This is a genomic window from Lysobacter korlensis, from assembly GCF_042434515.1.
The window spans coordinates 284768-308073 of sequence record NZ_JBHLTG010000006.1 but is presented as its reverse complement, the minus strand read 5'-3'; the positions used below and the strand labels follow the sequence as shown (position 1 = coordinate 308073).

Annotated in this window: 28 protein-coding genes and 1 tRNA gene; 14 read left to right on the top strand and 15 right to left on the bottom strand. The window is 69.3% G+C overall.

The genetic code is table 11. From position 1 onward, the window contains the following. Positions 1 to 140: 140 nt before the first annotated feature. Together phoU and ACFFGH_RS23835 are read left to right on the top strand one after the other, a co-directional pair. Positions 141 to 806, top strand: a complete 666-nt coding sequence (gene phoU, locus ACFFGH_RS23840) for a phosphate signaling complex protein PhoU (protein WP_386672995.1) — start codon at positions 141 to 143, stop codon at positions 804 to 806. Between the two features lie 60 nt (positions 807 to 866). Beyond that, positions 867 to 1406 (top strand): P-loop nucleotide/nucleoside kinase family protein, encoded by a 540-nt coding sequence (locus ACFFGH_RS23835; RefSeq protein WP_386672993.1) that lies wholly within the window; start codon positions 867 to 869, stop codon positions 1404 to 1406. 26 nt (positions 1407 to 1432) lie between these two features. Here ACFFGH_RS23835 and ACFFGH_RS23830 read toward each other — a convergent pair whose 3' ends face one another. Continuing rightward, positions 1433 to 1825, bottom strand: coding sequence for an MmcQ/YjbR family DNA-binding protein (locus ACFFGH_RS23830; RefSeq protein ID WP_386672991.1), 393 nt, complete (start codon positions 1823 to 1825; stop codon positions 1433 to 1435). Between the two features lie 29 nt (positions 1826 to 1854). Continuing rightward, positions 1855 to 2601 (bottom strand): phosphoglyceromutase, encoded by a 747-nt coding sequence (locus tag ACFFGH_RS23825; protein ID WP_386672989.1) that lies wholly within the window; start codon positions 2599 to 2601, stop codon positions 1855 to 1857. Positions 2602 to 2658: 57 nt separating this feature from the next. On the opposite strand from ACFFGH_RS23825, the gene ACFFGH_RS23820 reads away from it, so the two are divergent. Further along, positions 2659 to 3450, top strand: coding sequence for a class I SAM-dependent methyltransferase (locus ACFFGH_RS23820; RefSeq protein ID WP_386672987.1), 792 nt, complete (start codon positions 2659 to 2661; stop codon positions 3448 to 3450). Between the two features lie 26 nt (positions 3451 to 3476). Here the strand turns inward: ACFFGH_RS23820 and ACFFGH_RS23815 are convergent, their stop codons facing one another. From ACFFGH_RS23815 to ACFFGH_RS23800, 4 genes are all read right to left on the bottom strand, one after another. After that, a complete protein-coding gene (locus ACFFGH_RS23815; protein WP_386672985.1) occupies positions 3477 to 4586 on the bottom strand; it encodes an FUSC family protein in 1110 nt (369 codons plus the stop codon). Between the two features lies 1 nt (position 4587). Next, a complete protein-coding gene (ygfZ, locus tag ACFFGH_RS23810) occupies positions 4588 to 5676 on the bottom strand; it encodes a CAF17-like 4Fe-4S cluster assembly/insertion protein YgfZ (RefSeq protein WP_386672984.1) in 1089 nt (362 codons plus the stop codon). Then, positions 5669 to 6274, bottom strand: a complete 606-nt coding sequence (locus ACFFGH_RS23805; protein WP_386672982.1) for a heme-binding beta-barrel domain-containing protein — start codon at positions 6272 to 6274, stop codon at positions 5669 to 5671. The genes ygfZ and ACFFGH_RS23805 overlap by 8 nt, the downstream gene beginning before the upstream one ends. A 143-nt stretch (positions 6275 to 6417) precedes the next feature. After that, positions 6418 to 6678 (bottom strand): hypothetical protein, encoded by a 261-nt coding sequence (locus tag ACFFGH_RS23800; protein ID WP_386672980.1) that lies wholly within the window; start codon positions 6676 to 6678, stop codon positions 6418 to 6420. 52 nt (positions 6679 to 6730) lie between these two features. Here ACFFGH_RS23800 and ACFFGH_RS23795 point away from each other — a divergent pair, with 52 nt between their 5' ends. The 4 genes from ACFFGH_RS23795 to ACFFGH_RS23780 all read left to right on the top strand — a co-directional run bounded on the left by ACFFGH_RS23795 (position 6731) and on the right by ACFFGH_RS23780 (position 11443). Then, positions 6731 to 7417 (top strand): winged helix-turn-helix domain-containing protein, encoded by a 687-nt coding sequence (locus tag ACFFGH_RS23795; protein WP_386672979.1) that lies wholly within the window; start codon positions 6731 to 6733, stop codon positions 7415 to 7417. Further along, positions 7404 to 8198 (top strand): mycothiol synthase, encoded by a 795-nt coding sequence (gene mshD, locus ACFFGH_RS23790; RefSeq protein ID WP_386672977.1) that lies wholly within the window; start codon positions 7404 to 7406, stop codon positions 8196 to 8198. Before ACFFGH_RS23795 ends, mshD begins: the two co-directional genes overlap by 14 nt. A 123-nt stretch (positions 8199 to 8321) precedes the next feature. Beyond that, positions 8322 to 10502, top strand: a complete 2181-nt coding sequence (locus tag ACFFGH_RS23785) for an RNA degradosome polyphosphate kinase (RefSeq protein WP_386672975.1) — start codon at positions 8322 to 8324, stop codon at positions 10500 to 10502. After that, complete coding sequence (locus ACFFGH_RS23780) at positions 10499 to 11443, top strand: NUDIX hydrolase (RefSeq protein WP_386672973.1); 945 nt, start codon at positions 10499 to 10501, stop codon at positions 11441 to 11443. Before ACFFGH_RS23785 ends, ACFFGH_RS23780 begins: the two co-directional genes overlap by 4 nt. 26 nt (positions 11444 to 11469) lie before the next feature. Here ACFFGH_RS23780 and nadE read toward each other — a convergent pair whose 3' ends face one another. Continuing rightward, positions 11470 to 12306 carry an NAD(+) synthase gene (nadE, locus tag ACFFGH_RS23775; RefSeq protein WP_386672972.1) on the bottom strand — a complete coding sequence of 279 codons (837 nt, stop codon included), beginning with the start codon at positions 12304 to 12306 and terminating at the stop codon, positions 11470 to 11472. Between the two features lie 155 nt (positions 12307 to 12461). On the opposite strand from nadE, the gene ACFFGH_RS23770 reads away from it, so the two are divergent. From ACFFGH_RS23770 to pstB, 4 genes are all read left to right on the top strand, one after another. Then, the gene (locus ACFFGH_RS23770; RefSeq protein WP_386672970.1) at positions 12462 to 13577 is read left to right on the top strand and encodes a phosphate ABC transporter substrate-binding protein PstS; all 1116 of its coding nucleotides are present in this window, start codon (positions 12462 to 12464) and stop codon (positions 13575 to 13577) included. Positions 13578 to 13718: 141 nt separating this feature from the next. Further along, a complete protein-coding gene (gene pstC / locus ACFFGH_RS23765; RefSeq protein WP_386673345.1) occupies positions 13719 to 14657 on the top strand; it encodes a phosphate ABC transporter permease subunit PstC in 939 nt (312 codons plus the stop codon). After that, positions 14657 to 15730, top strand: a complete 1074-nt coding sequence (gene pstA / locus ACFFGH_RS23760) for a phosphate ABC transporter permease PstA (RefSeq protein WP_386672968.1) — start codon at positions 14657 to 14659, stop codon at positions 15728 to 15730. Before pstC ends, pstA begins: the two co-directional genes overlap by 1 nt. Continuing rightward, positions 15634 to 16524: a phosphate ABC transporter ATP-binding protein PstB gene (gene pstB / locus ACFFGH_RS23755; protein WP_446686176.1), complete on the top strand. Its 891-nt coding sequence runs from the start codon at positions 15634 to 15636 to the stop codon at positions 16522 to 16524. The genes pstA and pstB overlap by 97 nt, the downstream gene beginning before the upstream one ends. A gap of 28 nt (positions 16525 to 16552) precedes the next feature. Here the strand turns inward: pstB and ACFFGH_RS23750 are convergent, their stop codons facing one another. The 6 genes from ACFFGH_RS23750 to ACFFGH_RS23725 form a co-directional block, all read right to left on the bottom strand. After that, entirely contained in the window at positions 16553 to 17389 is an 837-nt protein-coding gene (locus ACFFGH_RS23750; RefSeq protein WP_386672964.1) for an anti-sigma factor, read from the bottom strand. Further along, positions 17386 to 17985, bottom strand: a complete 600-nt coding sequence (gene sigK, locus ACFFGH_RS23745) for an ECF RNA polymerase sigma factor SigK (protein WP_386672962.1) — start codon at positions 17983 to 17985, stop codon at positions 17386 to 17388. Before sigK ends, ACFFGH_RS23750 begins: the two co-directional genes overlap by 4 nt. A 1-nt stretch (position 17986) precedes the next feature. Beyond that, positions 17987 to 18409, bottom strand: coding sequence for a hypothetical protein (locus ACFFGH_RS23740; RefSeq protein ID WP_386672960.1), 423 nt, complete (start codon positions 18407 to 18409; stop codon positions 17987 to 17989). A gap of 98 nt (positions 18410 to 18507) precedes the next feature. Next, the gene (locus ACFFGH_RS23735; protein WP_386672958.1) at positions 18508 to 19206 is read right to left on the bottom strand and encodes a hypothetical protein; all 699 of its coding nucleotides are present in this window, start codon (positions 19204 to 19206) and stop codon (positions 18508 to 18510) included. A gap of 63 nt (positions 19207 to 19269) precedes the next feature. Beyond that, positions 19270 to 19758 (bottom strand): cupredoxin domain-containing protein, encoded by a 489-nt coding sequence (locus tag ACFFGH_RS23730; protein WP_386672956.1) that lies wholly within the window; start codon positions 19756 to 19758, stop codon positions 19270 to 19272. 243 nt (positions 19759 to 20001) lie between these two features. Continuing rightward, complete coding sequence (locus tag ACFFGH_RS23725; RefSeq protein ID WP_386672954.1) at positions 20002 to 20625, bottom strand: hypothetical protein; 624 nt, start codon at positions 20623 to 20625, stop codon at positions 20002 to 20004. A 165-nt stretch (positions 20626 to 20790) separates the two neighbouring features. Between ACFFGH_RS23725 and ACFFGH_RS23720 the strand changes: the two genes are divergently transcribed. From ACFFGH_RS23720 to ACFFGH_RS23710, 3 genes are all read left to right on the top strand, one after another. After that, complete coding sequence (locus tag ACFFGH_RS23720; protein WP_386672952.1) at positions 20791 to 20952, top strand: hypothetical protein; 162 nt, start codon at positions 20791 to 20793, stop codon at positions 20950 to 20952. Between the two features lie 165 nt (positions 20953 to 21117). After that, a tRNA-Lys gene (locus ACFFGH_RS23715) sits at positions 21118 to 21190 on the top strand. Between the two features lie 929 nt (positions 21191 to 22119). Then, positions 22120 to 22800: a M23 family metallopeptidase gene (locus ACFFGH_RS23710; protein WP_386672950.1), complete on the top strand. Its 681-nt coding sequence runs from the start codon at positions 22120 to 22122 to the stop codon at positions 22798 to 22800. 36 nt (positions 22801 to 22836) lie between these two features. Here the strand turns inward: ACFFGH_RS23710 and ACFFGH_RS23705 are convergent, their stop codons facing one another. Together ACFFGH_RS23705 and ACFFGH_RS23700 are read right to left on the bottom strand one after the other, a co-directional pair. Then, positions 22837 to 22992 carry a hypothetical protein gene (locus ACFFGH_RS23705; RefSeq protein ID WP_386672949.1) on the bottom strand — a complete coding sequence of 52 codons (156 nt, stop codon included), beginning with the start codon at positions 22990 to 22992 and terminating at the stop codon, positions 22837 to 22839. A 53-nt stretch (positions 22993 to 23045) separates the two neighbouring features. Then, a complete protein-coding gene (locus ACFFGH_RS23700; RefSeq protein WP_386672948.1) occupies positions 23046 to 23294 on the bottom strand; it encodes a hypothetical protein in 249 nt (82 codons plus the stop codon). Between the last annotated feature and the right edge of the window lie 12 nt (positions 23295 to 23306).

Genomic DNA, 23306 nt, shown 5'->3' with positions numbered 1-23306 from the left:
ACGAAACGGCCAAGGAGGCCGGAACGGCGTTCGTGCGCGCTGGTTCACCGAGTGTTCACCGTCGCGGCATTGCGCGTTCACTGCCACCGGTCAGTGTTGCAGAGAGCGTGCCAGGCGCGGTGAGGAATGAGGTAGGAACCATGCGTGAGGTCTTCCAGCAGGAGCTTCGTGAGGTGCAGGACCGCCTCGTCGAGATTTCGGAGCTGGTGGTCACCTCGATCACGGATGCCACCGAGTCCTTCAACGAGTCGAACATCACGCTGGCGGAGCAGGTGATCGCCAACGATGACAAGATCGACGAACTGGCGATCGCGCTCGATGAGCTGGCAATCAACATCCTCGCCCGGCAGCAGCCGGTCGCCCGCGACCTGCGGATCGTCGTGAGCGCCCTCCGCATCTCTGCCAATCTGGAGCGGATGGGCGACATCTCCGAGCACATCGCCCAGCTCGCCCGTTACCGTTTCCCGGACAAGGTGGTGCCTTCGAGCCTCCGCGACACGTTCGCCAACATGGGCGCACTCGACGTCGAGATCGCGAAGAAGCTCGTCCAGCTGCTTCGCACCCAGGACCCGCGCCTCGCCGAGGAGATCCGCAACGAGGACGACAAGGTCGACGCGCTGCACATCTCGGTCTTCGACCAGGTGCTGGGGGCGACGTGGAAGGGCGAGGCGGTGGACACCGTCGACTCCACCCTGGCGTCGCGCTATCACGAGCGCTTCGCCGACCACGCGGTCTCGATCGCGAAGAAGGTGCAGTACCTGGCGACCGGCGACTGGATTCCGGCCGACACACCGAGCCACCACTAGCGCCCTGAACGCGGCGACGACGCGCAGTCGATTCCCCGGATGCTCTCGCAGGATGACGGCATGACCAGCTCGCTCATCCTGATCAACGGCCTGCCCGCATCCGGCAAGACGTCGCTTGCCGAGGACATCGCGTTCCGCCTCGGCTGGCCGCTGCTGTCCAAGGATGCGGTGAAGGAGGCCCTCGCCGATCTGACCGGCCCCGCGGTGCCTGCGGAACGTCTCGGCAGGATCGCGATGGACACGCTGTGGTCAGTCGCGGGTGCGGCGGACATCGGCATGGTGATCGAGTCGTTCTGGTGGAAGCACCGGGACCTGCGGCACGTCGAGCGGGGACTGGAGGCGGCCGGAAGCCCGGCGGTCGTCGAGGTGTGGTGCGCGGTGCCCGCCGACGTCGCCGCGGAACGGTACGAGGACCGTGACCGGCATCCGGTGCACACGCCCGGCTGGGAGCTGTCGGAGCACCCGGAGTGGGAGAAGCACCCGCCCGAGCCGCTGGCCGTCGGTCCGGTGGTGCACGTCGACACTGCGGATGAGTACGACCTCGACGCGGTGCTGGCCGAGATCGGAGCGGGCCTCGGCGGGGTCGAGCTACCGCGCTGAACCGCCGCTGCCGCAGGCGCGTCGGGTCAGGGGCGGTCGAGGAGGGCGACGAGGCGCTTCGGCGCGGTGTTGCGGTAGGACTCCTCGATGAGCTCGGCGATCTCCTGCCAGTCGACAGGCTCCGCGGTCAGGTCGAGGCCCATCCAGCCGTTCGGACCGAAGTACGCGGGCACGAAGGCGCGCTGGTCCTGCAGCAGTGCAAGCCGCGTGTCGGGATCCGGCAGGAAGATCACCGCGGAGGGGAACGTCTGGCTCTCCGGTCCCTTCGTGCCGCCGCCGAATACGGCGAAGGTCTTCTTCACACGGAACCAGGGGCGGCCGAAGGTCAGGGTCTCGTGCGCATCGGGCAGCGCCAGGCAGGTCCGGCGCACTTCGGCCAGCCCGAAGTCGTTCCCGGAGTACATGACCGGATGCTCCACGCGACCTCCCGTGGCGTCCGACGGGTGGGCTACTTCTTCTGGCCCTGCGCCGCGACGGCGGCGGCACCGGCGGCGGCGGCGTCGGGGTCGAGGTACTCGGCCGGCTTCACCGGACGGAAGTCGTCATCCAGCTCGTAGACGAGCGGGATGCCGGTCGGGATGTTGAGCTCGGCGATGTCGGTGTCGCTGATGTCGTCGAGGTGCTTCACCAGCGCCCGCAGGCTGTTGCCGTGCGCGGTGACGAGCACCTGGTGGCCGGCGGCGAGGTCCTTCTGGATGTCGGACTCCCAGTACGGCAGCATCCGCTCGATCACGAGCTTCAGCGACTCGGTGCGCGGCAGGTCGTCGCCGAGGCCGGTGTACCGCTCGTCGTTCGCCTGGCTGTATTCGGCGTCGTCCGCGAGGGGCGGCGGCGGGGTGTCGAACGACCGGCGCCAGATCTGGAACTGCTCCGGACCGTACTCGGCGAGCGTCTGGGCCTTGTCCTTGCCCTGCAGCTCGCCGTAGTGGCGCTCGTTGAGGCGCCAGCTGCGCTTCACGGGCAGCCACATCCGGTCGGCCACCTCCAGGGTGATGTTCGCGGTCTGGATCGCGCGGCTCAGCAGACTCGTGTACGACATCGTGGGTTTCAGACCCGACTCGACGAGGAGCTCACCGGCACGTCGTGCCTCGGCGACCCCCTGCTCGCTCAGCCGCACGTCCACCCAGCCGGTGAACAGGTTCTTCTGATTCCAGGTGGAGTTGCCATGGCGGAGCAGGATGAGCGTCGACGTCATGGGCCCAGCCTATCCATCGGGGCTGGCCACGCTTCGGCGTCCGGGATACTGAGAGGCATGGTCCAGGGCCGCATCACCCGCGGGACGACCGGCACCAACCGCCTCCGCCGCATCGACCGATGGATGGCGACCCTCCCGCAGCTGCGTCGTAGCGACGACCCGCTGGTCGTCGACCTCGGCTACGGCGCGTCCGCCACCACGTCGCTTGAGCTGCACGCGCGGTTGCGCGCCGTCCGGCCCGACGTCGAGGTGCTCGGGCTCGAGATCGACCCGGAGCGGGTGCGGCTGGCGTCCGGATTTGCACGTCCTGGTGTGCGCTTCGCACTGGGCGGCTTCGAGGTGCCGCTGCCGGAGGGTCGGCGGCCGGTGCTCATCCGTGCCCTAAACGTGCTGCGCCAGTACGACGAGTCCGAGGTCGCCTCCGCGTGGGCGCGGATGCTCGCCCGTCTGCAGCCTGGCGGGATGCTCGTCGAGGGCACCTGCAACGAGCTCGGCCGGGTGGCGTCGTGGGTGGCGCTGGAGCCGTCCGGACCGCTGTCGCTCACGGTGTCGCTGCGGCTCTCGGAGCTCGAGCGGCCGTCGGTCGTCGCGGAGCGCCTGCCGAAGGTGCTGATCCACCGCAACGTACCCGGGGAGCCGGTGCACCGGTTCCTGACGGACCTCGACCGGGCGTGGGCGACGCACGCGCCGCTCTCGGCGTTCGGGCCGACCCAGCGGTGGGTCGCGACCGCCGAGTCGATGCGGCATGCGGGCTGGCCGGTGCGCGGCGGCCGCTCCCGGTGGCGCCTCGGCGAGCTCACCGTCGACTGGTCCGCCGTGGCCCCCTCCCCATCCTCTTCCCTGTTCTAGCCGGAGCCATGAACGAGGAAGTGGGATCAGAGGGGTGGGAGGAGGGCGCGGGCGGAGTCCGCGTCGAGGCCGGTGCCGGTGAGCAGGTCGACGACGAGCGGCCGGATCATGAGCACGAGCGCGGCGTCACTCACGTTCCCGGAGGTGAGCGACGCGGGGTCGAGACGAACCGCGAGCCGCTCGAGCCGCGTCCGGGCCTCCGCCAGCGCACTCGGGTTCGTCACTCCGTCCCGGAGCTCACGGATCGCGGCCGCGGTTTCGCCGAGCGCGTCGGCGAGCGCCTCGCGCGGCTGCTCGTCGCGCACCAGGAATTCGATCCGCCGCGCGATCAGCCGCAGATTCCGCGCGGCGAGGTCCCCCGCCTGGAGCAGCCGCCCCTGACTGCGGAGCTCGGGCAGCCGGCGGCGGAGGAACGGCGAGATGCGCGAGATCGCGACCGCCGACTCGAGCGATGTCGTCCAGTCGTTGACGAGGCGCTGCGTCCCGCGCAGCCGCGAGAGGGCGAACTCCGCCGCCAGCTCCTCGCCGCGCCGCAACGCCTCCGCCGCAGACAGGGTCCCCTCCTCCAGCACCGCGAACAGCGCCAGCCCGTCGCGCCGGGCGGCACCGCGCGGGTCCCGAGGCAGCAGCGCCGTGGCGAGGAGGGCGACCGCACCGCCGATCGCGCCGTCGATGCCCCGCAGGAACGGTCCCCCGGCCGGGTCTGGCAGCAGCACGACGAGCACCGCCTGCACTCCCGCTGCGACGGCGACCGCAGGGTTCGCCGAGAGCGCCCGCCCGACGAGCGCCCCGAGGAGGATCGCGAGCCCCAGCTGCCATACCCCGCGACCGACGACGAGCACGAGCAGTGCGCTGAGCAGGATTCCTGCGAGGATGCCGATCACCGTCTCGAGCACCCGCCCAGGCCTCGCATCGCGGGAGAATCCGAGCGTGGTGATCGTCACGATCACAGCGATCAGCGGAAGCTCGTGGCCGGCCAGGTAATGCCCGATCGCGTAGGCGACGACCGCGGCGACGCCGATCTGCACGGCCGCGGGAACCGACTGCCAGACGCGGTCGAGCGACGACCGGAGGCCCAGCCGGCGCATGATGCGGCGCTCGAGACGCCGCTTCGCAGGACCGGACGCCTCCGCCACGTCAGCGTCGGGCCGATCCGAGCCGCGGGATGCGCGGCACCGTCACGGTGGCGCCGGCGTCCGTCGGCACGATGACCTCCTGCGCCGCCGCGACGCGCTCCTCGTCCGCCGCGACGGTGAGCGGCGCGGCCGGATCGAGCCGGCGCTTCACCAGCGCGAGTGCGATGGGCCCGAGCTCGTAGTGCAGCGCGGCGCTGGTGACCCGGCCGACTTCGTCGTCGCCGGACAGCACCGCGGCGCCGTGCTCGGGCAGCAGCGCGTCCGACCCGTCGAGGTGCAGGAACACCAGCCGGCGCGGCGGATGCCCGAGGTTGTGCACCTTCGCCACCGTCTCCTGCCCGCGGTAGCAGCCCTTGCTCAGGTGCACGGCGGTCCGCAGCCAGTCGACCTCGTGCGGGAGCAGCCGCTCATCGCCCTCGGCGGGCAGCGCCGGGCGCCACGCGGCGATCCGCAGCGCCTCCAGCGCCAGGGTGCCTGCGGCGGGCGTCGCGGTGAGCGCGGGAAGGTCCTCCCGCCGCACCAGGGTCTCGCGGTAGGTCCACCCGGCGGCGGGATGCTCCGCCGGATGCGCGTAGGCGTGTCCGGAGGGCGTGGCCCACGGGTCCACCCACACCAGCGGGACCCCGTTGGACTCGGCGGCCGGCACGTCGGCCCCGGCGAAGGACCCGATCGTGGCGAACTCGGCGTCCCGCTCGGCGATCTCCACCCGCAGCCGGAACCGCATCCGCTCGAGCCAGCGGCGCAGGCCCTCGCCGTCGTCGGTGAGCAGCCACGCGGTCTCGCCGTCGTCCAGGACGCGCGCGGCGAACTCGACATGACCGTGCGGGTCGAGCTGCAGGGTCTCGGTCGACGCCCCCGGCGCCAGGCGGGCGAGCGCCTGGGAGGTGAGCGAGTCGAGCCAGCTCAGCCGGTCCGGCCCGCTGACCGTGAGCACCGCACGGTGCGACAGATCCACGACGGCGCGTCCCGCGGCGAGCTCACGCTGCTCCGCGAGCGGGCTGCCGTAGTGCAGCGGCACCGGCGAACCGACCGCGCCGGGGCGGGACGAGAACGGCGACCCTTCGACAGGCTCAGGACGGCGCTCAGTCAACTCGTGCCAATCTCGCGGAGGCGTGCGTGCGGAGGTCCTGCCCGAGCGCCGCGATGTCCCACGCCCACAGCAGGTGCGACTCGACGAGTCCGTAGATGCGGGTCGCTGCCGCGTACTCCTTCGCGCTGGCGGAGCGCATCACGGCGTCGGTCTGCAGGTCGATCCGCGGCCCCTTCACCTGCCCGAGGTACAGCTCGCTCACGCCGCCCGGGTGCACCATCGACACCTCGATGTCGAATCCGCCGAGGTTGTTGCGCAGCGACTCGACGTCCTCGACGCTGCCGAACGGAGCGGAGCCGAGGGGCGGCAGCATGCCCGGCCCCGGGTCCCCTGGGGTGGCGTTCCGCGACAGCCGCCAGTAGCCGGTCTCCGTGATGAGCGGCACGTTGTCCGCTCCGGACTGCGACAGCAGCCACGTGTACGAGGTGTAGTTGAGGTGCGGCATGCCGTCGTGGCTGAACGAGATGCGCTGCCCGAACTCGTGATTGCGCACGTCCTCGCCGATGCGGTAGTTCACCACACCGGTTCCCTCCCAGACCCCGAGCAGCCAGGAGAGCGGTCCGAGCTCGGCGGGCAGGTCCGCGTTGAGGTCGAACACGCTTAGCGCTGCCCCCGGAAGAGGTTGTACAGCACCACCAGGGACACCCAGCCGATGGCGAGGCTCGCGAGACCCAGGAGGCCGATGTAGAAGATCTCGAGAGCGAGAAGCATGCGGCCAGTCTACTGCCGCGCCCGGCAGGGCTACTGAGCGACGAGCCAGAGCACACCCGTCGCGAGCGCGAGCAGCACGATGGATCCGGATGCCGTCACCGCGAGCCGGGTGACAAGCCCCTCCACTGTCCGGAGCGCCACCTGCGCCACGAAGGCGGTCAGCATCCCGAGCCCCAGCACGATGGGAAGCCAGCCGATCGCCTCCGCCGGAGGCGCCAGCAGGCCGACCAGCACCGCCCCGACCGCGACCAGCGCCCACACCGCGTAGACGCTCGCTCGCTGCCGGGACACGCCTCGAAGTTTAGGGGGTTGTACACTTACCGCTACGCGAGTTGGAGGCCCTGTGGCGCAGTTGCTGATACTGACCTCGGCGGTCGACAGCGAAGTCCTCCCAGCGCTGGCCCTCCTGAGTCACCGCACACGCCGGATCCCCGCCGAGCCGGCCTCGCTCGTCAATGCGCCCGCGAGCGACCTCATCTTCGTCGACGCGCGGCAGGACCTGGCGAGCGCCAAGTCGCTGTGCAAGATCCTCACGACCACGGGCGTGAACGTGCCGCTCATCCTGATTCTCACCGAGGGCGGGCTGACGGCGGTGAGCGCCGACTGGGGGGTCGACGACGTGGTGCTCGAGACCTCCGGCCCCGCGGAGGTCGACGCCCGCATCCGGCTGGTGATCGGCCGGATGGCGCAGGAGAAGACGGGATCGAAGATCCAGGCCTCCGGCGTCGTGATCGACGAGGCCAGTTACTCGGCGAAGGTGCACGGCAAGCCACTCGACCTGACGTTCAAGGAGTTCGAGCTCCTGCGCTTCTTCGCCACCCATCCGAGCCGGGTGTTCACGCGCGAGCAGCTGCTCAGCGAGGTGTGGGGGTACGACTACTTCGGCGGCACCCGCACCGTCGACGTGCACGTGCGGCGCCTACGGGCGAAGCTCGGTGACCTGGAGTCACTGATCGGCACGGTGCGGAACGTCGGATACCGCTTCAACGTCTACGAAGACGACGAGCGACTGGCGAGTGTCGGTTCCTGAGCACCTCGCGGCCCTGATCCGCCGGGCGCGCGCGGCCGACGGCGCGCCGCCGTTCAGCGACCAGGCCCTCGTCGACCTGAGCTTCGGCCGTCGCCGCGCGATCGGGGACGATTCGGGCACCGCGATCCTCTCCGAGGTCGAGTTCGAACTCGTCGTCGCCCCGGAGCGACGGCGCCGCGGGGTCGGCACCGCACTCACCGAACGGGTGCTCGCCGAGATCAGCCGACCGGCGCTCGCCTGGGCGCACGGCGACTCCCCCGGATCCCGCGCGCTCGCGGAGCGGTTCGGCTTCGAGCGTGTGCGGATGCTGCTGCAGCTCCGGGCGCCGGTGCCGCCGAAGCGAACGGCCATGGCTGCCGAGGTCCGCCCGTTCCGGCCGGGAGCGGACGACGCCGCGTGGCTGGAGCTGAACGCGCTCGCGTTCGCGTCGCATCCGGAGCAGGGTGCGCTCACGCAGACCGACCTCGACGCCCGCATGGCCGAGCCGTGGTTCGATCCCGGTTCGCTCCTGTTGCTCGAGCGCGACGGCGCGGTGGTCGCATCCTGCTGGCTCAAGGTGGAAGACGGGATCGGCGAGTTCTACGCGGTGGCGGTGCACCCGGACGCGCAGGGCGGCGGCCTCGGCGGGGCGCTGGTCGACGCGGGGCTCACCCGCCTCGCTGAGCTGGGCATCGCAACCGCGAGCCTCTACGTCGAGGGCGACAACGAGCGGGCACTGGGCCTCTACCGCTCCCGCGACTTCACGGACCACACCGTCGACGTGCAGTGGCGGCTTGCCTGATCACGGCGCCACGTCCGACGCCTCCGGGTGCATCCTTCCCGGGATGGACCTGCCGCAGCCCGCAGAGCAAACGTTCACCTGGCGCCAGGGTTTCCGCGCACGGCCCGATGCCATGATGAACCCATGGAGACCGACGGCTTCCTCGGCGGGGCGAGCACCCAGACCGACACCATCGACGACGACTTCGACGAGTTCGAGGACTTCTACGACGAGTCCCTGCCGATCGAACGGTTCCTCGACCGCGAGCTGAGCTGGCTGGCGTTCAACCAGCGCGTGCTGGAGCTGGCCGAGGATGACTCCACACCACTGCTCGACCGGGTCAACTTCCTGGCCATCTTCGCCAGCAACCTCGACGAGTTCTTCATGGTGCGGGTGGCGGGCCTCAAGCGGCGGATCGCCACCGGCATCGCGGTGCCGACGAATGTGGGGCGCTCGGCCACCGACGTGCTCAGCGATATCAGCGCCGCCGCACACCAGCTGCAGGAGCGGCATGCGCGCGCCTTCCAGGACCTGGTCAAGCCCGAGCTCGATGACGCCGGCATCCACGTCGAGCACTGGTCCGATCTCGGGGAGAAGGATCGCACACGCATCGACGAGCTGTTCGCCGCGCAGATCTTCCCCGTGCTGATGCCGCTCGCCGTCGACCCGGCACACCCGTTCCCCTACATCTCCGGGCTGTCGCTGAACCTCTCCATCCGGGTGCGGAACCCGAAGACCGAGCGGGTGGAGTTCGCACGATTGAAGGTGCCGCAGATGCTGCCGCGGTTCGTGCAGCTCCCCGACGACGGGTCGGGGCTCCTCCGCTACATCGCGCTCGAGGACCTCATCTCCAATCACCTGCCCGAGCTCTTCCCCGGCATGGAGATCCTCGCCCACCACGAGTTCCGGGTCACCCGCAACGAAGACGTCGTCATCGACGAGGACGAGTCGGAGAACCTCCTCCAGGCGCTAGAGAAGGAACTGCTGCGGCGCCGGTTCGGTCCGCCGATCCGCCTCGAGGTCACCGACGACATGGACGACGTGACCCTGAGCCTGCTGATGCAGGAGCTGGAGGTGACGGAGCAGGAGGTATACCGCCTGCCTGCGCCGCTTGACCTCGGTGGACTGTTCGAGATCGCGAAGCTCGACCGTCCGGCCCTGAAGTACCCGAAGCAGGTGCCGACGACCCCGGTGCAGCTGCTGCCGGACGACCCAACGTCGAAGCCGGACATCTTCGCCGCTCTCGGGAAGGGCGACGTGCTGGTGCACCACCCGTACGAGTCCTTCGCCACCAGCGTGCAGGCCTTCCTGGAGCAGGCGGCCGCCGACCCGAACGTGCTGGCCATCAAGCAGACCCTCTACCGCACGAGCGGCGACAGCCCCATCGTGGAGGCACTCATCGACGCGGCGGAGGCCGGCAAGGCGGTGCTGGCGCTCGTCGAGATCAAGGCACGATTCGACGAGCAGGCCAACATCAGCTGGGCGCGCAAGCTCGAGAAAGCCGGCGTGCATGTCGTGTACGGCCTCGTGGGGCTGAAGACGCACTGCAAGCTGGCGCTCGTCGTGCGGCAGGAGTCGGACGGGAACCTCAGGTATTACAGCCATATCGGCACGGGCAACTACAACCCGAAGACCAGTCGGCTGTACGAGGATCTCGGGCTCTTCACCGCCGACGACCAGGTCGGCAAGGACCTCACCCGGCTCTTCAACGAGCTGAGCGGCTACGCGATCGAGAAGAAGTTCAAGCGGCTGCTGGTCGCGCCGCTGCATCTGCGGAAGGGGCTGCTGAAGCGCATCCGCATCGAGACGGAGAACGCCCTCGCCGGTAAGCCGTCCGGCATCCGCATCAAGGTCAATTCGATGGTCGACGAGGCGATCATCGACGCCCTGTACCGCGCCAGCCAGGCGGGCGTTCCGATCGACATCTGGGTGCGCGGCATCTGCTCGCTCCGGCCGGGCGAGCCGGGGCTCAGCGACAACATCCGGGTGCGCTCCATCCTCGGCCGGTACCTCGAGCACTCCCGGATCTTCTCGTTCGTCGCGGACGGCGACGCGCAGGTCTACATCGGCAGCGCCGACATGATGCACCGCAACCTCGATCGTCGAGTCGAGGCCCTGGTGCGGCTGACGGACCGGGTGCATCTGGTCTACATCGACTGGTTCTTCGAGCAGGCGATGTCGGACTCCACGTCGTCCTGGTGGCTCGATTCGGAGGGCCGGTGGGAGCGCCATTCCCGGGGCGACGACGGGGTGCCGCTTGCAGACCTGCAGGATGCAGTCATGCGCCGGGTGGCGCGGCGTCGCCGGCCGAGGGCGGTCCGTTGACCCGCCCTCAGCAGCCGCCGGTGCAGGCGGCCGGGGCGCTGTGCTGGAAACACCGGGACGGAGAGCTCCAGGTGCTGCTCGTCGGGCGCGCACGGAACGGCGACATCTCCTTGCCCAAGGGCAAAGCGGAGCCCGGCGAGCTGCTGCCGCAGACCGCAGTGCGCGAGGTGGAGGAGGAGACCGGCATCCGGGTGCGGCTGGGCGCGCCGCTCGGCGAGATCCGGTACACCCTGCCAGGCGGCCGGGCCAAGACCGTGCAGTACTGGGCGGCGAAGGTGCGGCACAAGCATGCGTCCCTGAAGGCGTTCACCCCGAACGGCGAGATCACGACGGCCGAATGGGCCTCGGTCGGAAAGGCGCGGAAGAAGCTCAGCTATTCGCACGACGTCGAGATCCTCGACGAGTTCGCGGACCGCTTCGAGAACCGTCTGGCTCACACCTTCCCCCTCGTGCTGCTGCGGCACGGCAATGCAGTCGCGCACGAGGACTGGGACGGTGCCGACGCCGCGCGGCCGCTCTTGCCCCGAGGCGAGCAGCAGTCCGTGCGCGTTGCTCCGGCGCTCCAGGCGTTCGGGCCGAAGAAGCTGATCACCAGCGACGCGGTCCGCTGCGTGCAGAGCCTCCAGCCCCTCGCCGGGCTGATGGGCACGAAGCTGAAACAGACCGCCGCGATCAGTCAGGATGCGTACGAGAGCGGTGAGGCGGACGCCCGCGGAGTGGTCCGGAAGCGGCTGCAGAAGCGGGTGCCCGCCGTGCTCTGCAGCCACGGCCCCGTGCTCCCGGAGATCGTCCGCAGCATCGCACGGGAGGCGGGGGCGCCGATGAGCAGCGACCTCCGCCGCGCGGCATCGCTGGACACCGGCGCGTTCTCGGTGCTCCACCTCACCGATTCGGCGGAGCCGCGCCTCGTCGCGGTGGAGACCTTCGGGCCCAGCGCCTGAGTCGGTTCCGATACGGCGCTTCGCGCCTACCCGACCTGCGAAGTGCGCCACCAGTCGTCCTGGAAGGTGACCGGAAGCCGGCGCTTGTGCTCGGTGGCCCGATACTTTCGCTCGATCAGCTCGGCGTCGTCCGGCGGAGTCTGACCGCCGGTGAGGTACCCGTCGATCGCGTCGTACGTGACGCCGAGGCTGTCTTCGTCGGTCTGACCCGGCACGTGATCGAGCAGGTCTGCGGTGGGCGCCTTCTCGTAAAGCCTCGAGGGGGCACCAAGGTGTCGAAGCATGTCGCGCCCCTGTCCCTTCGTGAGTCCGCTCAACGGCACGACATCCGCGCCACCGTCACCGAACTTCGTGAAGAAGCCCGTCACCGCCTCCGCCGCGTGATCGGTCCCGACCACGATGGCGCCACGGTCGCCCGCGATGGCGTACTGGAGCACCATCCGCACGCGCGCCTTCACGTTCCCCTTGGAGTGATCCGTCATCCGCTGGCCGGTCGCCTCGAAGTACTCGTCGCAGATCGCGTCGACGCCGCCGAGGATGTTGGTCGTCAGAGCGTCGTCGGGACGGATGAACGAGATCGCCGCCTGCGCGTCGTCTTCGTCCGCCTGGACCCCGTACGGCATCCGTACGGCCGTGAACGTCATGTGCCGCCCGTCGGCTCGCGCCCTCTCGACCGCCAGCTGACAGAGCCGCCCGGCGAGGCTGGAGTCCTGACCGCCGCTGATCGCGAGCACCAGACCAGACGCTCCGGCCTGGCTCACATAGTCGATCAGGAAATCCCGGCGGCGTTCGATCTCCCGCGCCAGATCGAGCTCGGGCTGAGTGTGCAGGGCCTGTCGGATCTCATCCTGAAGTGAAGCCATGGACCGAGCGTAGGCGACCGTGCCGGGGCGAGCGGGTTTGCGGGCTGTTCACCTCCCGTTCACGCATTGGGCCGAACCTGGTCACGCGAGGTTCGTAGCGTCGCCGACGGGTCGCACCGGCCCGAACCTGACATCACCTTCCGAAAGGGATCTCTGTGAACATCAAGCGTTATGGCAGCGTCGCTGCCGTCGCTCTCGCAGGCACCATCGTTCTTTCCTCGTGCGCGGCAAACGAGGCACCGGCCAACACGGGCACCGACAGCACCAACGGCGGCGGAGCGCCGGCATCCGAGCTCGAGGGCAACCTCAGCGGAATCGGCTCGTCCGCGGTGGGCGCGGCGCAGGAGGCCTGGATCGCCGAATTCCAGGACAAGAACCCCGGCGTGACCATCAACTACGCCGCCGAAGGCTCCGGAGCCGGCCGCGAGGCGTTCCTCGCGGGCGCCGCGAACGCGAACTTCGCGGGCTCGGACCGCGCATTCAATGACGAGGAGGTCGCCGCGGGCGGCTGGGGCGCGTGCGCCTCGGATGAGATCGTGGAGCTTCCGCTGTACATCTCGCCGATCGCCGTCGTGTTCAACCTCGAGGGCATCGAGACGCTGAACATGGACGCGGCCACCATCGCGGGCATCTTCAACGGCGACATCACCACCTGGGACGACGAGGCCATCGCGTCGCAGAACGAGGACGCCGATCTCCCGGACACCGCGATCACGCCGGTGCACCGGTCGGACGACTCCGGCACGACGGAGAACTTCACCGACTACCTGTTCCAGGCCGCGCCCGACGTGTGGACCCACGAGCCCGACGGCCTGTGGCCGATCGAGGGCGGCGAGGCTGCCGACGGCACCTCCGGTGTCATCGACGCGGTGAGCAACGCCTCAGGCACCATCGCCTACGCCGACGCGTCCCGCGCTGGTGACCTCGGCACCGTCGCGGTCGAGATCAACGGCGAGTACCTCGAGTTCTCGCCCGAGGCTGCCGCCGCCATCGTCGACGCGTCGCCGCGCGCCGAGGGCCGGTCCGCCGGCGACCTCGCGTACGAACTCGACCGGACGCCGGACGAGGCCGCGTACCCGATCGCGCTCGTGGCGTACCTGATCGGCTGCCAGGACTACTCGGACGACGCGGTCGGCGAGCTCGTCAAGGCCTACTTCAGCTACATGGCGAGCGAGGAGGGCCAGCAGACGGCCGCCGAGTCCGCGGGCTCCGCACCGATCTCCGACGCGGTCCGCACGGAGGTCGAGTCGGCGATCGAGTCGATCTCCTAAACGCCACCGGGCTGTCCCGCTCCGGATCCGTGCAGACGGATCCGGAGTGGGGCAGACTGAGCGAGGATTCGCCTCTCCGGCGGCGAGTCCTCGCTGAGTTTCCGCCCACGGAATCGAAGAAGGAAGCACCGCGTGAGCACCATGACGCGTCCGGCGCAGATCCGGGCGAAGCAACGACCGGGCGACCGCATCTTCTCGGCCTCGGCTCTCGGCGCCGGCTGGATCATCCTGCTAGTGCTCGCGGCGGTCGCTGCGTTCCTGATCATTCAGAGCCTTCCCGCGCTCGTCACCGACCCGGCCGGGAATCCCATTCTCCGCGGCGAGAACTTCTTCTCCTATGTCTGGCCGCTGCTGTTCGGGACGCTGTGGTCGGCGGCGCTCGCGCTCGCGATGGCCACTCCGCTCGCCGTCGGCATCGCGCTGTTCATCTCGCACTATGCGCCGCGCCGGCTCGCTCAGGGCCTCGGCTACATCATCGACCTGCTCGCCGCGGTTCCCTCTGTGGTGTTCGGACTCTGGGGTGGGGTCGTGCTCGCCGGCGCGGTGCAGCCGCTCTACTCGTGGTTCGAAGAGAACCTGAACTGGATCCCGCTCTTCGCCGGGCCGGTCTCGGCCACCGGCCGCACCATCCTCACCGCATCGATCGTGCTCGCGGTGATGATCCTGCCGATCATCACCGCCATCTGCCGCGAGGTCTTCCTGCAGACGCCCGTCCTGCACGAAGAGGCGGCGCTGGCACTCGGCGCAACCCGTTGGGAGATGATCCGGATGGCGGTGTTCCCGTTCGCCCGCGCCGGCATCATCTCCGGCGCCATGCTCGGACTCGGACGCGCCCTGGGCGAGACCATGGCGGTCGCCATGGTCCTCTCCGCCTCCGGCGGCGTGACGTTCAACGTGATCGGCTCGGGGAATCCGGGCACCATCGCGGCGAACATCGCGCTGCAGTTCCCGGAGGCGTTCGGCACCGGTGTGAACACGCTGCTCGCCACCGGTCTTGTGCTCTTCCTGGTGACCTTCCTGGTGAACGCAATCGCGCGCTACATCGTCAACCGCCGCAAGGATTTCTCGGGAGCCGACTGATGACCACCACGGCGGTATCCAACTCGCTCACGCACGGTCGCCTTCCGAAGGCGGCGCCATGGGCGATCCTCGCGGTCAGCTGGTTCGCCATGATCGCCATCTTCCTGTTGCTGCAGCTCGCCGGCACGACCGACGACTTCAACATCGCCGGGGCACTGTTCTTCGGAACGCTCTTGTACCTCGTCGCGATCGTGGTCGTCTCGATGCTCGTCGAGGGGAGCAGGCAGGCCAAGGACCGGCTGGCGACAGCGCTCGTCCTGACGGCGTTCGTCATCGCCCTGCTTCCCCTGATCTCACTCGTCTTCACAGTGGTGACGAACGGCGCCGCCCGTTTCGATCTGGCCTTCTTCACCGAGTCGCTGCGCGGCGTCGTCGGCGCGGGCGGCGGCGCCCTGCACGCGATCGTCGGCACACTGCTCATCACGGGACTGGCGACGCTGATCTCCGTGCCGATCGGCCTGATGACCGCGATCTATCTCGTCGAGTACGGACGCGGCCCGCTTGCGCGTGGCGTCACATTCCTTGTGGACGTCATGACCGGTATTCCGTCGATCGTGGCTGGCCTCTTCGCGTACGCCCTCTTCACGATCATCCTCGGACAACCCGGCGTACGACTCGGAATCGCCGGATCGATCGCACTGTCGGTGCTGATGATCCCCGTCGTCGTCCGCGCCAGTGAGGAGATGCTCCGCCTGGTGCCGAACGAGTTGCGCGAGGCGTCGTACGCCCTCGGCGTGCCGAAGTGGCTCACCGTCGTGAAGATCGTGCTGCCCACCTCGATCGCGGGCATCGTCACCGGTGTCGTACTCGCCATCGCCCGGGTGATCGGCGAGACGGCACCGCTGCTCGTCGTCGCCGGCATCACCACGAGCATGAATTACGATCTGTTCGAAGGTCCGATGGCAAGCCTGCCGGTCTTCGTGTTCTCGTCGTACGACATCCAGGGCACCGACACGCAGGCGTACCTGGACCGAGCCTGGGCCGGCGCGCTCACGCTCATCCTCATCGTCATGGTGCTCAACCTGACCGCCCGCCTCATCGCTCGCGCGTTCGCGCCCAAGCTCGGCCGCTAGCCGGAAGGATCGCAGTGTCCAAGAGAATCGAGGTCAAGGACCTCAACGTCTACTACAGCAAGTTCCTCGCCGTCGAGGGCGTCACCATGACGATCGAGCCGCGCAGCGTCACCGCATTCATCGGCCCGAGCGGATGCGGCAAGTCGACGTTCATCCGCACCCTCAACCGCATGCACGAAGTCATCCCGAACGCCAGGGTCGAGGGCAAGGTGCTCATGGACGGCAACAACCTCTACGACCCAGGCGTCGACCCGGTGCTCGTCCGCCGGCAGGTCGGCATGGTGTTCCAGCGGCCCAACCCCTTCCCGACAATGTCGATCCGCGAGAACGTGATCGCCGGCGCGAAGCTCAACAACCAGCGGATGTCGAAGAAGGAGGGCGACGAATTGGTCGAGCGCTCACTTCGGGGCGCGAACCTGTGGGAGGAGGTCAAGGACCGACTCGACCGGCCCGGCGCGGGGCTCTCCGGCGGACAACAGCAGCGTCTCTGCATCGCCCGGGCGATCGCTGTCTCACCCGAGGTGATCTTGATGGACGAGCCGTGCTCGGCGCTCGACCCGATCTCGACGCTCGCGATCGAGGACCTCATCGAGGAGCTCAAGAAGGACTACACGATCGTGATCGTGACCCACAACATGCAGCAGGCATCGCGAGTCTCAGATCGAACCGCGTTCTTCAACATCGCCGGCACCGGCAAGCCGGGAAAGCTGATCGAATACGACAACACCGACACGATCTTCTCGAACCCCTCCGTGCAGGCCACCGAGGACTATGTCAGCGGCAAGTTCGGCTGATCTCCCCGACTGCGCCACGCGCTGATCCTCAGGCGCCCGTCGTCTCCATCACCAGGATCGGATCGGTCGTGGGCGCATCGGAGCCGCCGTCGGGCTCGATCGTCAGCCCGACCTGCGCCTCGTCCGGCAGCGGACCGTCGAGCACCCGGAAGTTCGGACCGGACTCCGGGTCGATCAGGCCGGCGGGGACAGGCCGGTCGGTGAGGTACCACAGCTCATAGACGCGGTCCTCGGGCAGCTCCGGCATCTCCTCCCAGACGAGCGCTGAGCGTTCGAGGGTCTGCGAGACGACAAGGGTGACCGTGCCTGCTCCTTCCACCTCGGTGTCCATCCGCTGCACGTCCGGAGCCGCGTTCAGCTCGGCGAACGCAGCGGCGTGCTGCTGCTCCGCTGTGGGACCGGACAGCAGGCCACCGATGAGCACACCCGCGAAGAGCAGCGCCATCGCGGCCGCCGCGGCGGTGAGGATTCCGGCGGGCCGGCTCAGCCAGCGGACGGCAGCGCGAGCCTCGGCGCCCTTCCCACCGGCGGTCCGGCCGGGAGCGGGTGCCTGCCGTTGGGCTGCCGGCTCGGCCGAACGGGTTGCGGCTTCGGCGTCAGGCACGCCCGCCTCCGGGTCCCGCGGCAGCTGGGGCAGCTGCGCGGCGGCGGCGAGCACACTCGCCCGCAGTCCGGGGGAAGGCTGCACAGGCTCGGTGGCCAGACCGAGGAGCACCGCCGTGTCGGCGAGCTCGGTGACCTCGTTCCGCAGATCGTCCGACGCGGACATCCGCTTCTCGAACGCCCGGCGCTCCGCTTCGCTGAGCGAGTTGAGCACGTACGCACCGCTGAGGTTGTCGTCGCCGCTCTTCTTGTCGTTCGTCATGATGCCACCCCCAACTCGTCCCTCAATCGGATCATGCCGTCGCGCAGCCGGGTCTTGACCGTGCCGATGGGCACGCTCAGCATGGCCGCCACTTCACTGTGGCTGTAGCCGCCGTAGTAGGCCAGCGCGACCGCCTGGCGCTGCAGCTCGGTGAGCCGGGACATCGCCTGCTTCACCCGCTCGTGCTCCACCCGGATCTCGACCGACTCGGCGACGCTGTCGTACTCGGCGCGGAAATCCCGGATTCCCTCACGGGTGTCCCGGTCGCGACTGGACTGGGCGGAGCGGATCCGGTCGACCGCCCGGCGGTGCGCCATCGTGAGCAGCCAGGTGACCGCTCCCCCTCGGCTGGCGTCGTAACGCGTGGCCGTCTGCCAGACCTCGAGGAACACCTCCTGGGTGACCTCCTCCGACTGGGCGTGGTCGCGAAGCAGCCGCACGATGAGTCCGAGCACCCGCGGCGCGAGCCGGTCGTAGAACTGCGCGAACGCCGCCTGGTCGCCGCCTGCGATGCGGCTGAGCAGTTCCTCGTGCGAGGCGGGGTCGAGAGTATGGGACTCTGACTCGCCGCCGTCCGTTGCCACGGTTCCCAGCATGTCACACCGCCACTGGGCGACGTCTGCGGACCGCGTGAAGCATCTTGCCGGCGGCGAGCACCGCAGCGAGCAGTTGCAGCACGAGGCTGGTCTGCTTCGCGGGATACCAGGCGGGCTCGAACAGGTACGGCAGGCCGAGCATCGAGCCGTCGACCGGCACGACGCTGGTGAGCGTCAGGATGGCGGCGCCGCCGGCCGCGACGGCGAACGCCAGCAGCGCGGCCCAGGCACGCGGCCGGACCACGATCAAAATCGCGATGACCAGGTTGACGACCGCCTGGATGCGGAAGAGCGCTCCCTGGCTCAGCAGCGCTCCCGGGTTGGCGTCGAACGGCCCGGCGAGCCGGACGTGGATCCATGCGTTGAGCAGGAGCGCCACTGCGATGAGGATCGCGGCGAGCCGTGGCTGGCGTCGCTTGGACATCTGGGGCTCCGTGTTGTCGGGGTCTGGGACATCAGGAATGGGTGTGCCGGAGATCCGAAGTCCGTGGACCGTTCGGGCGGTCCACGGACGGCTCGGATCTACTGGATGTTCCGGTCGGCCGCGATGCCACCGGCGAGCGCCGTGGCGGTCATCGGCATATGGCTGGCGGCTTCCTTCAGCAGGTTGAAGTACTCCGGGTCACCGGCGACGTTCGCGTCGATCGCTGCAATCAGCGACGTGGCGTGCATCTCCAGCTCCATCTGAACGGCCTCGGCCGGCAGCTCGGGCACGACGGAGTTGATCAGCTCGCCGAATGAGACGGCGTACTGCTCGAGCCCGCTGACGGCTTCGTCCACCATGGCCTGGTCGTCCGACACCTTGCCGAGGGTGTAGTCGACGAAGAGCGGAATGTGCGAGCGCCAGGACTCGAGGAAGGGCTCCTCGGCGTCCGGGTAGACGCTGCCGACGGCCGCAGCGACCTCGACCGAGTTCTCGTCGAGCGCGGCCACGGCTGCCGCGGTGAGCGGTGCCTCCAGGTCGCCGCCGTCGGCGAGGGCCTGGTTGATCGCCGCACCGGCGAGGTAGACGTGGTCGGTCAGGAGCGCGGTGAGGGTGGCGCGGAGTCCTGCGCCGTCGCTGTTGACGGTGTCGACGGTGGTGGTCTCGTCGGTCATCTCCTCCCCCATCGGCGTGGACGACGGCTCGGTCTCGGACGCGGTGGCGCCGCCCATGGAGCAGCCGGTGAGGGCGAGTGCGGCGGCGAGGCCGAGACCCGCGAATCTGGCTGGTGTGCGCATTTCGTGTCTCCTCGTGATTCAGTGCATCCAGAACCCGCTCGGGTGAGCGAGGTGGTCGGTGGGCTATTCGACGGTGATCGTGCCGAACATGCCGAGGTGGGGCTCGCAGTAGTACTGGTATTCGCCCGGCTCGTCGAAGGTGAACTCGAACGTGTCACCGTCCGAGCCCATCGGGGCGAGGGCGTGGTCGAACATCCCGTCGGCGGTCTGCGTGCCGCGAAGGCCGCTGTCCTCGTTGACCTCGCCCCATGCGCCAGAGGTGACGGTGTGGCTGATCGCCTCGCCGTTCGTCCAGCGGACGGTCGTCCCAACCGGGACCGTGAGGTCGGCGGGCTCGAACTTCAGCCCGACCGCGATGACCTCTTCGCCGGCTCCGTCCGCCTCGTCGGTCGTCTCGGTCGCGTCCGGGTCTGCCGGCGGCGCCTGGGATGTGCCCTCGGACGACGGCATCTGGGAGGGCGGTGAACCGGTGCATCCGGCAAGCGCCAGAACCAGAGCCGGCACAACGAGCGCACCCGTGAGGGTGGTCTTCGGGGCGGTGAACTTGAGCATGCAACGGGTTCGGCACCCGGCCCAGTATCGATTGCCCGGGCAGTGCACTCTCAGCGCGCATACAACCACGCGGTGAAGCCCGCAGCGCGTGGGCGGAGGAAACCGGACCGCAGAAACGCCTCTCGGCGCGAGGCCGCTCGAAGCGGCGAATGATGGAGCCCGGGGTTACTGCGGTCCGGCCTGTCTAGGTTAACCGCCGCTCCCCCGGCGCCACGAATCGAGGATTCGGCTGAGAGTGAACGCTCAGTCCAGCGAGCCGGCTCGCCAGAGCCGTGCCTCGGTGGTGAGCTCCTCTGCCGTCTGGCTGAGTCGCAGCGCACGGCTGGTCAGCTCGGTGGACCGCTCAGGATTGAGCGCCTCGTAGTCGTCGGCGAAGCTGGTCGCGCCCGCAGCGGTCACCCGGCAGAAGGCGGCAGCCCGCTCGAGCGCCACGGCGAAGTCGCCGCGGAACAGCCCGTGCAAGATCCGGTCGGCGAGCTGCTGCACCTCGGTCGGCCCGGTCGGCGCTGAAGCGCCCGCGACCATCGTGTCGATCGTGCGGAGCACTTCGGTGCCACGCTGGAAGAGGGAGCTGGTGAGCTCGGGCGTCTGCCGGATGAGCACGCGCAGCAGGTAGATCCGCCAGAGCGCCCCCGCCAGGCTCTTCGGACTCGATCGGGCCCAGAGCTCCGCCACGGCGTCGACTGCAGACTCGTCCGTGAACGCGGCCAGCCGCTCGAGTGCCTCAGGATCGTCGGTGTCCCGCATCCGGTTCACCAGGGCATGCGCCGTCTCGCGCGCGATCCGGAGCAGCTGAGCCGGATCTTCACCGCCCTCCACTGCATTGAAGTGCGGCACGCGCGCCGGGCGGTGGAATCTCTCGGTCACGGCCCTCCTCGTTCGCGACCCACGCTACCCCTGCCTGCGGCTGTGGTTCGCCTGGGAGTTCGCCGTGTTCATGCCGACCGCTTCTAGCCTGAAGGGAATGAGTTGCCAATCGACGCCCGCCCCACACCAGGGACCCGGGCGGCACGAAGAAGCAAGGAGAACACAATGAACCTGTTGCTCATCATCGTCATCGTCGCGGCCGTCGTGCTGGCGATCGTCGGCGGCCTGGTCGAAGCACTCCAGTTCCTGCTCTGGGTCGGCATCATCCTCGCGGTCATCGCGATCATCGCCTGGCTCCTGCGCACGATCTCCAGCCGCAGGGTCTGACCGCCCAGCGTCACTGCGGCGATTGCGGACATCCCCGCCCGATGATCGCGTTTTGCTCGAATGCGCGCGCAAGTCGGCGTGCATCGCACAAGAACGCGTTCATCGGCGCGGGCCCGGCGTCAGCCAGCCCTCCGCCGCCGCCCGTAGCGGTAGATTGGGAGCGGCGGGCCTCTAGCTCAGTTGGTAGAGCAGCGGACTTTTAATCCGCGGGTCGTGGGTTCGAGCCCCACGGGGCCTACGAGGTGAGAACGGCCGCGCGCGGCCGTTCTCGCGCGTCGGGCGCGGAGTGGCCGACCACCTCCGCGTGCCGGCCGAGCGCTTCACCCGGCGCGTCGCTGCCGCATCGCCTGCTGACTCTGGGACGCTGTGTGGGTTGCACCGGGGGGAGCAATCATGGCGAGACGCCGGGGAAGACACGTGCTCGAAACGCGACCAAGCCTTTCGCCATCCGACGATGACGGAAGCTTTTCCGCCGCATTGGTGGTGGCAAGCTGTCTCGCGATGGCGATCGTTTCGGCGATCGGCTGGGCATTCATTCCCTGAGCCCGCGTGCTCGCCTGCGATCAGGAGCGGATCGAGGAGGACGCGTCGACGTGGCCCATCAGCGCCGGTGACAGGAACGCCATGTGGCAATCCGGGCACACCCAGAATGGGCGATCGTCGGTTCCGCCGAGGAGCAACGGGCTGGGGCACCTCGGGCACGGGCGCGCAGCATCGACGATCACGACCGATCGCCGCCGCACATGTCCATCTCACGAGGGTGCCCCAGCGGACGGTCACCGCAAAACCGGATCGGCATGCCGGCCGCGACTCCGGGTCACTTCGAAGCCCCCGGAAACTCGCCGTTCACACGGCGAAACGTGACGGACTCAAGAGTCGACCGATTTCGCTGGTCGGCGGGCTCAGCCGGATGGGCGACTCAGCCCGAGAAGGATGAGCACGACACTCGGCGCAAGCACGACCGCCGTCACAGCCAGCGCGTTGCGCAGCTGATGCTCATTCAAGCGTGGAGCTTTCGCGCTTGGCTTCGTGCCCATGGCGACCCACATCTCTGTCGAATACCAGGATCCCACCGCTCGCGACACGCGGGCGACCCCCTGAACTGGGGGCGCTCGCCCCCCACAACGGGGTGTCGAGCATGCCCGGCGTGTCCGCAAATGTGGGGACATGACCCGAACTCCGCTTTCCCATGCCCGCTTGCGGCGGGCCCTCTGGCAGGGCGGCCTCGGCGCTGCACTCGCCTTGGGATTGGTCGCCGGATCCGCCTCACCCGCGGCTGCGGCCGGGGCGGAGCCCGCCATCGAGACCGTGTACCGCTTCCCGTTCGACCCCGAAACCACCACACCGGACGGGGGTGAGTTCGCCAGCGAGGTCGCCAACGGAACGAAGCGCAAGGCACCGCACCGAGGCCACGACTTCTCGTTCGGCGCGGCACTCGGCGTCCCGATTCCGGCCATCGCAGACGGCATCGTGCGCGCCAAGTCCAGCGACGGCCCTCTCGGCAATTGCGTGGCCCTGGAGCACGCCGACGGCGCGTTCTCGGCCTACTGCCACATGGCCGCTCCAACGCCACTCCAGTTGGGCGAGTCCGTGGAGATCGGCGACGCGGTCGGCGGCGTCGGCGGAACACCGAAGGTGCCGGTCCACCTGCACCTGACGATGGGCTGGTCGGTGGACGCGATGGCCGGCATCGGGACGTTCGACCCGATCCCCTACATCGCTGCGCGTCTGGCGGCGCCTCAGGAAGCCGAGCCGGAAGCCGAGTCCGAGACCGCGGAACGCGGAACTCCGGCGGAGGATCCGCGGCACGGCGTCGCGGTCACGCACTCGATCCCGACAGCGGTGTAGTCACTCCGGCCCCGCCACACTGCGCCGAGCAGCCCCCTACTTGGCGAGGCCGAGCAGCAGGATGCCGATCGACGGGGACGCGACGAGCACGATGAGGATGATCGTGTCCCGGACGCGACGCTCCGTTCCGACGGCGGCTCTATCACCTGCGTTGCCGCGCACGATTCCCCCCAGATAGGCCCAGGACGCCATCCTGACAGTTCGCGCGGCACACCGGCTGGCGAACACGCCGCCGTCCGCGCTGGTCAGCCGGCGGTCGCCTCGCGGTCGTCGTCGGCCAGGTCATCCGGGTGCAGCCGCTCCCCAGGGACCGGCGTGCGGAACGGCGTCTCAGCCGGAAGCCCCGGCTGCGGCTCGGCGGCGTCCGCTGTTTCGGGAAGAACGTCCGGCTCCTCGGGTGCCGAGGACTCCGGTCCGCCGGCGCCCGGCTCGGCGGCGGCCGTCCGGTCCGAATCGGCATGGGGATGCGGCAGCAGCGGCTCGGACATCGACATGACGTGATCCTC

What these genes read in the sequence shown, in the direction of transcription:
- ACFFGH_RS23750 (WP_386672964.1), bottom strand. Translation starts at nt 17,389, where the DNA reads ATGACGAACGACAAGAAGAGCGGCGACGACAACCTCAGCGGTGCGTAC.
- ACFFGH_RS23735 (WP_386672958.1), bottom strand. Translation starts at nt 19,206, where the DNA reads ATGCGCACACCAGCCAGATTCGCGGGTCTCGGCCTCGCCGCCGCACTC.
- ACFFGH_RS23710 (WP_386672950.1), top strand. Translation starts at nt 22,120, where the DNA reads ATGACCCGAACTCCGCTTTCCCATGCCCGCTTGCGGCGGGCCCTCTGG.
- sigK (WP_386672962.1), bottom strand. Translation starts at nt 17,985, where the DNA reads ATGCTGGGAACCGTGGCAACGGACGGCGGCGAGTCAGAGTCCCATACT.
- ACFFGH_RS23705 (WP_386672949.1), bottom strand. Translation starts at nt 22,992, where the DNA reads ATGGCGTCCTGGGCCTATCTGGGGGGAATCGTGCGCGGCAACGCAGGT.
- ACFFGH_RS23785 (WP_386672975.1), top strand. Translation starts at nt 8,322, where the DNA reads ATGGAGACCGACGGCTTCCTCGGCGGGGCGAGCACCCAGACCGACACC.
- ACFFGH_RS23740 (WP_386672960.1), bottom strand. Translation starts at nt 18,409, where the DNA reads ATGTCCAAGCGACGCCAGCCACGGCTCGCCGCGATCCTCATCGCAGTG.
- phoU (WP_386672995.1), top strand. Translation starts at nt 141, where the DNA reads ATGCGTGAGGTCTTCCAGCAGGAGCTTCGTGAGGTGCAGGACCGCCTC.
- ACFFGH_RS23700 (WP_386672948.1), bottom strand. Translation starts at nt 23,294, where the DNA reads ATGTCGATGTCCGAGCCGCTGCTGCCGCATCCCCATGCCGATTCGGAC.
- ACFFGH_RS23835 (WP_386672993.1), top strand. Translation starts at nt 867, where the DNA reads ATGACCAGCTCGCTCATCCTGATCAACGGCCTGCCCGCATCCGGCAAG.
- ACFFGH_RS23820 (WP_386672987.1), top strand. Translation starts at nt 2,659, where the DNA reads ATGGTCCAGGGCCGCATCACCCGCGGGACGACCGGCACCAACCGCCTC.
- pstA (WP_386672968.1), top strand. Translation starts at nt 14,657, where the DNA reads ATGACCACCACGGCGGTATCCAACTCGCTCACGCACGGTCGCCTTCCG.
- ACFFGH_RS23825 (WP_386672989.1), bottom strand. Translation starts at nt 2,601, where the DNA reads ATGACGTCGACGCTCATCCTGCTCCGCCATGGCAACTCCACCTGGAAT.
- pstC (WP_386673345.1), top strand. Translation starts at nt 13,719, where the DNA reads ATGACGCGTCCGGCGCAGATCCGGGCGAAGCAACGACCGGGCGACCGC.
- ACFFGH_RS23720 (WP_386672952.1), top strand. Translation starts at nt 20,791, where the DNA reads ATGAACCTGTTGCTCATCATCGTCATCGTCGCGGCCGTCGTGCTGGCG.
- nadE (WP_386672972.1), bottom strand. Translation starts at nt 12,306, where the DNA reads ATGGCTTCACTTCAGGATGAGATCCGACAGGCCCTGCACACTCAGCCC.
- ACFFGH_RS23730 (WP_386672956.1), bottom strand. Translation starts at nt 19,758, where the DNA reads ATGCTCAAGTTCACCGCCCCGAAGACCACCCTCACGGGTGCGCTCGTT.